Annotated in this window: 10 protein-coding genes; 6 read left to right on the forward strand and 4 right to left on the reverse strand. The window is 65.3% G+C overall.

From position 1 onward, the window contains the following. The first annotated feature begins 15 nt into the window (after positions 1–15). The 4 genes from CXY70_RS03025 (at position 16) to CXY70_RS03040 (ending at position 4,844) form a co-directional block, all read left to right on the forward strand. Positions 16–810 (forward strand): CPBP family intramembrane glutamic endopeptidase, encoded by a 795-nt coding sequence (locus CXY70_RS03025; RefSeq protein ID WP_104190911.1) that lies wholly within the window; start codon positions 16–18, stop codon positions 808–810. 87 nt (positions 811–897) lie between these two features. Further along, entirely contained in the window at positions 898–1,821 is a 924-nt protein-coding gene (locus CXY70_RS03030) for a DUF4097 family beta strand repeat-containing protein (RefSeq protein WP_158250894.1), read from the forward strand. Further along, positions 1,818–2,570: a PadR family transcriptional regulator gene (locus tag CXY70_RS03035; RefSeq protein ID WP_104190912.1), complete on the forward strand. Its 753-nt coding sequence runs from the start codon at positions 1,818–1,820 to the stop codon at positions 2,568–2,570. Before CXY70_RS03030 ends, CXY70_RS03035 begins: the two co-directional genes overlap by 4 nt. Positions 2,571–2,702: 132 nt before the next feature. After that, positions 2,703–4,844: an APC family permease gene (locus CXY70_RS03040; protein ID WP_369851569.1), complete on the forward strand. Its 2,142-nt coding sequence runs from the start codon at positions 2,703–2,705 to the stop codon at positions 4,842–4,844. Between the two features lie 18 nt (positions 4,845–4,862). Here the strand turns inward: CXY70_RS03040 and CXY70_RS03045 are convergent, their stop codons facing one another. Next, positions 4,863–5,948, reverse strand: a complete 1,086-nt coding sequence (locus CXY70_RS03045; RefSeq protein WP_104190913.1) for an NAD(P)-binding domain-containing protein — start codon at positions 5,946–5,948, stop codon at positions 4,863–4,865. Positions 5,949–6,100: 152 nt separating this feature from the next. On the opposite strand from CXY70_RS03045, the gene CXY70_RS18460 reads away from it, so the two are divergent. After that, positions 6,101–6,397: a DUF3073 domain-containing protein gene (locus tag CXY70_RS18460; RefSeq protein WP_104190914.1), complete on the forward strand. Its 297-nt coding sequence runs from the start codon at positions 6,101–6,103 to the stop codon at positions 6,395–6,397. A 144-nt stretch (positions 6,398–6,541) separates the two neighbouring features. Here CXY70_RS18460 and purM read toward each other — a convergent pair whose 3' ends face one another. From purM to CXY70_RS03065, 3 genes are read right to left on the reverse strand one after another with little or no spacing between them, the layout of a single operon-like run. After that, on the reverse strand, positions 6,542–7,645 hold the full coding sequence (gene purM / locus CXY70_RS03055; protein ID WP_104190915.1) for a phosphoribosylformylglycinamidine cyclo-ligase: 1,104 nt from the start codon (positions 7,643–7,645) through the stop codon (positions 6,542–6,544). After that, positions 7,642–9,231 carry an amidophosphoribosyltransferase gene (gene purF, locus CXY70_RS03060; protein WP_104190916.1) on the reverse strand — a complete coding sequence of 530 codons (1,590 nt, stop codon included), beginning with the start codon at positions 9,229–9,231 and terminating at the stop codon, positions 7,642–7,644. The genes purM and purF overlap by 4 nt, the downstream gene beginning before the upstream one ends. Positions 9,232–9,243: 12 nt before the next feature. Then, positions 9,244–9,669 carry a hypothetical protein gene (locus CXY70_RS03065; RefSeq protein WP_104190917.1) on the reverse strand — a complete coding sequence of 142 codons (426 nt, stop codon included), beginning with the start codon at positions 9,667–9,669 and terminating at the stop codon, positions 9,244–9,246. Between the two features lie 38 nt (positions 9,670–9,707). Between CXY70_RS03065 and CXY70_RS03070 the strand changes: the two genes are divergently transcribed. After that, complete coding sequence (locus tag CXY70_RS03070; protein WP_104190918.1) at positions 9,708–10,625, forward strand: ribokinase; 918 nt, start codon at positions 9,708–9,710, stop codon at positions 10,623–10,625. The last annotated feature ends 15 nt before the right edge of the window (positions 10,626–10,640 follow it).

Here is a 10,640-nt window from a genome sequence, read left to right on the forward strand (position 1 = left end):
TGGGTAGGGTGCAGCATGGGCAAGACAACGCAGTGGGGGCTGATTCCGGCGGGGCTGGTGAGCGCATCTTCTGTGCTGCTCTTCGCATTGCGGATGCCGCTTCCCGGCTACGCGACGCTGGCCGCGGCGCTCGTGCTCGCGTTTCTGATCAACCGCGCCCTGTTTCGCGACCTGTTGCTCCTTGCCGTCGGCCTCGTGATCATCAGCACGATCTCGGTCGAGGCGAACATCAGCTACCCCAACATCGCCCTCATGGGAACGGTGTTGAGCCTCTCCGTGCTCACGCCGTACCTCCTCTCGCGGTATTACTTCAAGGACCACGCGATTCGGTTTCCGATTCGCACCGGGCAGCGCTGGACCACTCTTGAACGCGCCTATCTGCCCATCGTGGTCCTGCTCGGGTATTTCATTTTGCCGAGCTATTTCATCGGAAGCGGCGCGTACCAGAACTGGCCGGCGGTGACCGCGCCCGATGAGATCGCCCGCCTGTTCGTGGGCGTGGGCTTTGTGGGCATCTGGGACGAATTGTTCTTCATCTGCATTGCCTTCGCCCTGTTGCGCCGGCATTTTGCCGACTGGCAGGCCAACATTTTGCAGGCCGTGATCTTTTCGTCGTTTCTCTGGGAGCTCGGCTACCAGTCGTGGGGTCCGCTGCTGACGGTTCCGTTCGCTCTGTTGCAGGGCTACACCTTCGCCCGCACCCGCTCACTGACCTATGTGGTCTGTGTGCACCTTCTGTTCGATGTCGTGGTGTTTCTCGTACTCGTGCACGCGCACAATCGCGACTGGCTGGCCATTTTTCTGTACTAACCCTCTTGCACCTCTCAGAAACGCGATATATCGTGTCCTGTAGAACACGCGATATATCGCGAGTTCACACCTCTGAAAGGACACACGGTGTCATTGGAAAAATGGCTGGTCGCCCCCGGGCAGACCAAGATCATCGATATCGAACTGGTGCGCAAGCTCAAGGTCGGCCTCATCGGCGGCACGGTCGACATCATCGGCCATGACGAGCCAGGTGTACGCATCGAAGTGCACGGCGTGACCGGCAAAGACCTGAAGATCTCGATGGACGGCGACCGCCTCGAGATCGATCACCCGCAGCTACGCTGGGATAATTTCATCGAGGTGTTCGCGTCCTTTCGCGGCACCGCACGCGCCGAGGTGAGCATCTCCGTTCCCCGCGACGTCGCGCTGCGCTTCGGGGTCGTCTCGGCCGATGCTCTCGTCTCTGGCCTCCGCAATGACGCGAAACTCAGCACCGTTTCCGGCGATCTCGTCATCGACGACGTACAGGGCGACCTCGACCTCAACGCGGTGAACGGCGAAATCTCGGTGCGCAATCACGTCGGAGCGATTTCCGTGCACACCGTATCGGGCGATATCACGGCGAGCGGCAGCATCCGTCAGTTCACGCTCGACGGGGTTTCCAGCAACGTGTTCCTCGACCTGGCAGGCGCGCCGGACCAGATCGTGACGAACTCGGTTAGCGGCGACCTCACCGTGCGGCTTGAGCCCCGCGTTGCCGCGCGCTATCACCTCAACACCCTCTCCGGCACACTCCAACTGGATGACCACACCGTGCGCACCGCGTTCGGGAAGGGCTATGAGGGTTCCACCGGCGCCCTCGACGGCAGCTGGCTCGACCTGCGCTCCAACTCCGTGTCTGGCGACATCTCGATCGTGCGCAGCGAGACCGCGGGCGCGGCACAAACCGGCGCCGAATCGACCGGAACAGCCTCGACCGGTACAGCCTCGGCCAGCGCCGCGGATGCCGTGCCGCCAGCCTCCGTTGATACCGTGCAGGACCCGGCATGAGCGCCATGTTCGCCCACGGCAGCCTGCGCCTCTACCTGCTGAGCTTGCTCGCCGAACGGCCCCGACACGGCTACGAACTGATCCAGGCGCTGAGTAACCGGTTCGGTGGCACCTATAGCCCGAGCGCCGGCACGATCTACCCGCGGCTCGCGAAGCTTGAAGAGGAGGGCCTCGTCACCAAGCAGGCCGACGGCCGCAAGACCGTTTACCAGATTACCGATGCCGGCCGCGCCGAGGTGCTCGCCCGCGACGGCGAACTCGGAGCAATTGAAGACGAGGTAACCGACTCCGTGCGGCGCCTCGCCGACCAGGTGCGCAGCGGCGTCAATTCCGCTATGAAAACCCTGCGCGCCGACCTCGCCTCGGCCGCGCGGCAGGCGCGCGGTTCCACCGCTTCTGAACCGCGCGGCTACGACGGCACGCCCGGTTCCTGGGATCCATCGGGCTCGTCGACCGGGGAGCGCGCGATGCCCCCCGAGCACCCGCCCGCCGAACCCTCGGCCGCCACTGCCCCGGCCGACGCTTCACCGAGTGACGCTGCCCCGAGTGACGCTGCCCCGACCGCGCGCCACGATTCCACGCGTGCTCTGCGCGAGGCCGACATGGTGCTCAACGAGTTTCGGCAGCAGCTGCGCGCCGACCTGCGCACAAAGGCCTACCGGTCGGTCCTGCCGCCCGACACTGTTTCGTCACTCCGCCGAAAGCTCGCCGACGTGCGCGCAAGCGTCCTCGCCACCCTGGAACCGTAGCCCTGCAAAACTGGTAGGCAAGGCCGGTGATTTTCGCGACACGCCGCTTTTTTCGGCCGAAACGTACGGCGTGTCGGAATTTTACCGGTTTTGCATCGGCTATTCGATTTGATAGGGAACCGGGTAGGTGTAGTGTCATCCCTCGTGACACCCGAGGCGAATGCCCCCGTACCAGAGAACCGTTCACCCAAGCGGTGGATCATCGGCGATCCGCTCCCCACCGAGCACTTGGACGGCCAACTGCTGCCCAAACACCTCGCCCTGCCCATTTTTGCGAGCGACCCGCTGTCGAGCGTGGCCTACGCGCCGCAGGAACTGCTCATGATTCTCACCCTCGGCGGGCTCGCTTTTCTGAGCTTCGCGCCGGGGGTGGCCGCGGTAGTCGTGGTGCTGCTCGTCGTCGTGGTCGCGTCGTACCGCCAGCTGATCAAGGCGTACCCCTCTGGCGGCGGCGACTACGAGGTCGCCCACAAGAACCTGGGCGAGAAGGCCGGTCTGGTCGTCGCATCCGCTCTGCTGGTCGACTACGTGATGACCGTGGTCGTGTCGGTCGCAAGCGGCGTGGACAACATCATCTCAGCAATACCCGCGCTGGCTCCCCTGCGCGTCGAGCTCGCCGTCGCGTTCATCATTTTGCTGGCGGCGGCGAACCTGCGCGGCGTCCGGGAGTCGAGCAAGGCCTTCGCCGTTCCGACCTACCTGTTCATCGGCAGCGTGCTGCTCATGATCATCGTCGGACTCGTGCGGGCTCTCCTCGGCGATGCCCCGGTGGCGGAGTCGGCCGGGTACACCGTTCAAGGCGAGAACCTGGCCCAGGCCGCGTTCATCCTGCTCTTGCTGCGCTCCTTTGCGAGCGGATGCTCCGCCCTGACCGGCGTGGAAGCGATCGCCAACGGAGTGCCCGCCTTCAAACATCCCAAGGTCAAGAACGCCCAGCGCACGCTCACCCTGATGGGCGGCATCGCCATCGTATTGTTCGTCGGATTGACGGCGCTCGCCCTCATCTCCCAAGTGCATTACGCGGAGCGCGCCTGCGACCTGATCGGCTGGGCCGAGTGCGCCACGGCTCCGCAGCGCAGCCTGATCGCCCAGGTCGCCGCCGCGACCTTCGGCGATTTCTCCCTCATGTTCTTCGTGCTGCAGGCAGCTACAGCGGCCGTGCTGCTGCTGGCCGCGAACACGGCCTTCAACGGTTTCCCGCTCCTCGGCTCCGTTCTCGCCCGGGACTCCTACGCACCCAAGTCGCTGAGCACCCGCGGCGACCGGCTCATCTATTCCAACGGTGTCGTTCTGCTGGCCCTGGCCGCAGTGGCGATCATGGTCGTCTATCAGGCCAACCTCACCGTGCTGATCCAGCTCTACATCATCGGTGTGTTCGTGTCGTTCACCCTCGGCCAGACCGGCATGGTGCGGCACTGGCTGAAACTGCTGAAAAAGAACCCTCCGAACCGGGGTTCGATCATTCTGAGTCTGTCGATCAACGGTTTTGGAGCCGCACTGACCGGCGTCGTGCTCATCGTCGTCACGGTGACGAAATTCACCCACGGCGCGTGGCTCGTCTTCGTGATGATGCCGATTCTTTTCTTTCTCATGATGGGCGTCAACCGGTATTACCGGGACGTCGCCAAAGAGATCGAGGTCGACCCGATCACGACCTTCGGCTCGCAGGGCGACCATGCAATCGTGCTCGTCGGCAAAATGCAGAAGCCCGTGCTGAAGGCCCTCGACTACGCCATCGCGGCGCGGCATGTCAGCCTTGAAGCGGTGCACGTCTCCATTGACACCGCCGAGACCAAGGAACTCAAACGCGCCTGGGTCAAACAGAACATTCAGGTGCCCCTGCGCATCGTCGCCTCGCCCTACCGCGACATCAGCTGGCCGCTGATCAGCTACATTAAGGAGCGTCGCCAGGATCACGGTTCCGAGGTCATCACCGTGTACACGCCGATCTACATCGTCGGGCACTGGTGGGAAGGCCTGCTGCACAACCACAAGGCACGTCGGCTGCGCCAGAAGCTCATGCTCGTGCACGGTGTCACGATTGCCCTCGTGCCATGGCTGCTCGACTCCTCTGAGCTCATCTACGGCCGCCGCTCCCGCCCGATCCCGGGTCAGGACCGTCGTGGAGAGCCGGTGCGCTCCCGGCCGGTATCGCGCCGACCGCTCGCCCCGTCGGCAGGTATCGTAGACGGGGCGACAAAGTCGGCCCCGATCGTCGGAACCGTTCCGTCGCAGTCGCGACCGTCGGCATCCCGTCGCCGCAAGCGCAAGTAAAACGAACTCGGCGCCCGGCTACAGCCTGGCCATGATTTGCCTTGCGATGATGCGACCGGCCCGGTTGGCACCGACAGTGCTCGCCTGCGGGCCGTATCCGGCGAAGAAGATGCGCGGGTCGGTCCCGGACACACCGGAACCCACCGAAACGCCGCCGGCTTTTTCCCGCAGCTTGAGCGGGGCCAGGTGCCGCAGCTCTGGCCGAAAACCGGATGCCCAGACGATCGCGTCCGCCTCGGTGAAGGTTCCGTCACTCCACCGCACACCGGTCGGCTCAATGCTCGAAAACATGGGACGAGCCACGAGCACTCCCCGGTCGATGCCGGCCGCGATGCGGCGCGTGACCGGTACCCCGGCGCCGCTGACAATGCTCGGGAGGGCTTTGCCTGCCCGAGCCGCACGATCCTGCGACATCACGGCCGCCACGGCGGTCACTTCTGCGAGCTCGTCGGTGTGACTGAAATCGATCGGACGACGTGCCACCCAGGTCAGGTCGCTCGCCACCCCCTCAAGCTCGAGCAGGAACCCGATCGCTGACGTTCCGCCGCCGACCACGACGACACGCTGACCGGCGAACGCTTCACTTGAGACGTAGTTCGCCGTATGCACCTGCGCTCCCTCGAAGGTGCGCGCGCCGGGGTAGTGCGGCACGAACGGCGCCCCCCAGGTCCCGGTCGCGTTCACGATCATGCGCGCGTTGGTTTTTTGGTCACCGAAAACGGGCGAACTCGTGGCCACGACGAGGTCGGACTGCATCGGAGCCACGCTGGTCACGGTCACCGGACGCACGACAGTGAGTTCATAGTGCTGCTCGTAGTCGCGGTAGTAGTCGCTGACGACGTCGCGGGCCGGAACGGTATGGTCGGCCGTATTAAAGCTCAGGCCAAGTTCTTTCATACCGGGAAGGTCGTTGACGCGGTGCGCCGACCCGAGATGCAGGGCCTGCCAGCGGTGCTGCCACGCGCCGCCCGTGCCCGGGCCCCGGTCGAAGATAATAAAGTCGCGACCGGCCACGAGCTCAAATCGACGTAGGTAGAAACCAACGGAGAGCCCGGCCTGGCCGGCGCCGATGATGACGATGGGCACGCTAACGTTACCCGTCATGTCACCCCATTCCTACGGATTAGCCGTGCGAACGGCGTCCGCGGGGCACAAGGCCCATCATGCTAAACTAAACTCTAGTTTTTACACATTCCGTTCGGCAAATCCCGAGGGTCTCGCGACTCGCTCGGCCTGGCATCGTAAGGGGGTCACGCATGGGGCGCGGCCGTCAAAAAGCAAAGCACACCAAGGTAGCTCGGGAGCTGAAGTATTTCAGCCCGGATACCAACTACAACGCGCTCGAACGCGAGTTGACCGGGCATCCGTCCGACCCGCGCCTCGACGAAGACCTCGCCAAGTGGCCCGAGTACGAAGCGGACAAGGCCAAAAGTGCCGCCACCGATGGCGCAGCGAATTCCTCTGACGATGACGATGACGATGATGATCCCGACGGCGACGATGACCGTTACGTCGACCACTACGCCACCGAAGACGAGCAGAAGCGCGCCTAAGCTCCCCCTGCGTCCGCTGTCCGGGCGTTCCTGATGTAGGCGCGGCGGTGCGGCGCCCATCCAGCAGCGACCGCAGAAAACAGCGTTAGTCGCGGGCGTCTGCGCCCGGAGCCCGCGACGCGTGCGCCGCAGTCTTCGGGCGCGCTAGTTCGCGTAGGCCCCGACGAGGCGCACAGCGCCGCCGTTGACGCCCTTGGCACCCTGCTCGAAGCCGGTCAGGTCGTGCGCGGCGCGCGAGACGCGCCCGGTGACCCAGGCGGGGATACCGCTCGTGGCCAGACGGGCGATGACCGATGAAGCGGATGCCGCATCCACGACCGCGAACATGCCCACTCCGAGGTTCCAGGTTCCCTCCGCGCTTTCCAACGTGGACCCGGCCATGTCGCCGAGCACCCGGAACACGGGGGCGGGCGACCAGGTGGACCGGTCAACCTCGACCCAGGACCCGAAGGGCAGTACGCGGGCCAGGTTTGCCGCGATCCCGCCGCCGGTGACGTGGCTGAGCGAGTGGATGGCGCCGGCCAGTTCTGGATCGTTGATCACGTCGAGCAGCGGGCCGGTGTACAGGCGGGTCGGTTCGAGGAGCACCTCACCGACCATGCCGCCGAGTTCAGCCGACGTATCGGTGTAGCCGATGCCACGCTGCGCCAGAATGTGGCGCACGAGCGAGTAGCCGTTGGAGTGCAGACCGCTGGAGGCCAGCGCGATGACGACGTCACCCGAAACGACCTTCTCGGCGCCGAGCACCTGGTCGGCCTCGACCACGCCGGTGGCCGCGCCAGCCACGTCGTAGTCGTCCTGCCCGAGGAGGCCCGGGTGCTCGGCGGTTTCTCCGCCGACGAGAGCGGTTCCCGTCTCGGAACAGGCACGGGCGATGCCGGCCACGATCGAAGCGATGCGCTCCGGCACGACCTTGCCGCAGGCGATGTAGTCGGTCATGAACAGCGGGCGCGCACCGACCACGATGATGTCGTCGACGACCATGCCGACCAGGTCTTGCCCGATGGTGTCGTGCTTGTCGATCGCCTGGGCGATGGCGACCTTGGTGCCAACACCATCCGTCGACGTGGCCAGCAGGGGCTGCCGAAATTTGGTGAGGAACGACACGTCGAACAATCCAGCGAAGCCGCCGACCCCGCCCCAGACCTCTGGGCCGTGTGTCTTGGAGACGGCCGACTTCATGAGCTCGACCGCGAGGTCCCCGGCCCGGGTGTCGACTCCGGCTGCTGCATAGGACGAATTGCTCATTCTGGTCTTCCCGGGTCACCGAACGGTACTTGGCCCAACCGGGCGAGGGCTTCTTCTCGGCGCACGGCGGGCGCCAGAACGGCTTCCAGTTCGGAATCCGGACCGGGGTCGCATCCGTTGGAGGCGGCGGGTCGCTCGAGCAGATTCTTGCCGAGGTGCTGCGATTCCGGCAACGCGATCGGGTACACGCCCGTGAAGCAGGCCGTGCAGAGGCGCGCACGCGGCTGCTCGGTGGCTTCGATCATGCCGTCTTCGGAAAGGTAGCCGAGGCTGTCGGCGCCGATCGACTGGCGCACTTCGTCGATCTCGAGGCCGGTAGCGACGAGTTCGGCGCGGCTGGCAAAGTCGATGCCGTAGAAACACGGCCAGGTGATCGGCGGGCTCGAGATGCGCACGTGCACCTCGGCGGCGCCGGCCTCCCGCAGCATGCTCACGAGGGCACGCTGCGTGTTGCCACGCACGATCGAATCATCGACCACGATGAGGCGTTTGCCCTTGATGACGTTCTTGAGCGGGTTCAACTTCAAGCGGATGCCGCGCTGGCGGATGGTCTGCGACGGCGCGATGAAGGTGCGCCCGACGTAGGAGTTCTTGACCAGGCCCTGGCCGAACGGGATGCCCGATGCCTGCGCGTAGCCGATGGCCGCCGGGGTGCCGGATTCCGGGGTGGGAATGACGAGGTCGGCTTCGACCGGGTGCTCGGCGGCGAGGCGGCGCCCCATCTCGACCCGGGCCTCGTGCACGCCGCGACCCGCGATGGTGGTGTCTGGTCGCGCGAGGTAGACGTATTCGAAGACGCAGCCCTTGGGCTCGGCCTTCGCGAATCGTTGGGTGCGCAGCCCGTTCTCGTCGATGGTGATGAGCTCACCCGGCTCGACCTCGCGCACGAAGCTCGCACCGACAATGTCGAGGGCTGCGGTCTCGGAGGCGACGACCCAGCCGCGTTCGAGGCGGCCGAGCACCAGTGGCCGCACCCCCTGCGGGTCGCGGGCCGCATACAGGGTGGTTTCGTCCATGAAGACGAGGCAGTAGGCGCCGCGAAGGCGCGGCAGCACCTCGAGCGCTGTGGCTTCGAGGGTGTGATCGAGGTCGCCGGTGAGCAGGGCGGTGACTACGGCGGTATCGGTCGTATTGCCGCGCGCAAGTTCACCGTCGACCTGCGGATAGCGTTCGCGCACGAGCTGAAGCAACTCGGCGGTGTTGGTGAGGTTGCCATTGTGGCCGAGGGCCACCGTTCCGCTCGAGGTACGGCCGAGGGTCGGCTGGGCGTTCTGCCAACTCGACGAACCCGTCGTGGAATACCGAGTGTGCCCGACAGCGATATGCCCGAGCAGGGTGCTCAGCGAGGCCTCGTTGAAGACCTGGGAGACAAGTCCCATGTCTTTGTAGATGAGGATCTTGGTGCCGTCGCTCGTAGCGATTCCGGCCGATTCCTGACCCCGATGTTGCAGGGCATACAGCCCGAAGTAGCTGAGTTTGGCCACCTCTTCACCGGGAGCCCACACACCGAAGACGCCACAGGCATCTTGCGGGCCTTTTTCATTGGGAAGAAGATCGTGATTTAACAGTCCGTCGCCACCGGGCAAGCCGTAGCCTCTTTACTTCTCGTTGAACGCTTGAAAATCATCGTTGGGAGCGCCGGAGCCAGGCTCAGCGGTACGCAGTTCGTTGGTACTTACTTCGTTCGCCCCCAGTCTATCGGCGACGACCGACACGTTTGAGCGACCAATGATCCGGTCGATCACGAGGGCCACGATCGCACCGAGCGTCGTGCCGACGGCAAGACCGCCGAGCAGCAGGAATCCGAAGATCTGCACCCGGTCGTACTCGTCGTTCTCGGGGAAGGAAATGGTGAGTATCAGGGCGAGCAGCACCCCGACAATGGCGCCGAGCAGCATAAAATTGCGGTACCGCGGCGCCCGATGCACGGTCACGGTCGTCTCCGCCAGTACGGTCTCATTGGCGGTCGGGTTGTCGGCGACGATGTCGGCCGACGGGTCCTGGGGCTGCTCGGGGGAACTCACCAGTCTATTGTCCCATGGGCAGATGGGAGACTGGCTATATGAACACGATTGCGGTACTTGGAAGCGCCAATATGGACCTCGTCGTGCGCCAGGCGCGCCTCCCCCTGCCCGGTGAGACAATCTTCGGGGCCGGTTTCAGCACGGTCCCGGGCGGCAAGGGGCTCAACCAGGCGGTTGCCGCCGCTCGCCTTGGCGCGGACGTGACCTTTCTGGGAGCGGTGGGAGCGGATGCCTATGGAACCGAGCTGCGCGCGCTGCTGGTGCGCGAGGGCATCCGTTCCTCCGAACTTGCCACAGCGGATGCCCCCACCGGCACCGCCCACATCTCCGTCGTGGACAGCGGCGAGAATTCGATCGTCGTGGTGTCGGGGGCGAACGCTTCCGTCACCACCCTGAGCGTGGAGCAGCGCGCGGTTGTTGCCGATTCGTGCTTTCTCGTGATGCAGTGCGAGCTGCCGACCCGGGTGGTGGAGGAGGGGATCACCCTCGCTCGCTCGGCCGGTGTGTTCACCGTGCTAACGCCGGCGCCGGTGGTGCCGCTGCCGCCCGGCCTTCTCGCTTCCGTCGACCTCGTCGTTCCCAACCAGGGTGAAGCCGCCGAACTCACCGGGGAGAGCGACCCGGTGCGCGCGGCCGAGGTGCTCAGCGCCGGCGGCACCTGGGCGATCGTGACGCTGGGTTCGGAGGGTTCGGTCGTGGCGTTCGACGGCGAAGCCCTGGGCCTCGCCCCGGCTCGCCCGGTGACGGCGGTCGATACGACTGCGGCTGGCGACACCTTCGTCGGGGCGCTCGTGGCACGCCTCGCGGTCGTTTACGTGCGCGGCACCGATGTCACGCCCGATCAGATGATCGACGCCGTGCGCTACGCCACGGTCGCGTCCTCGATCGCGGTGACCCGCGTCGGGGCGACCACCTCGATGCCCGCCCAGGCCGAGGTCGACGCAATCCTCCATTAACGAGCGCGTAGTAAA

It is taken from the genome of Cryobacterium sp. Y82, from assembly GCF_002929495.1.
GTDB classification, from domain to species: Bacteria; Actinomycetota; Actinomycetes; order Actinomycetales; family Microbacteriaceae; genus Cryobacterium; species Cryobacterium serini.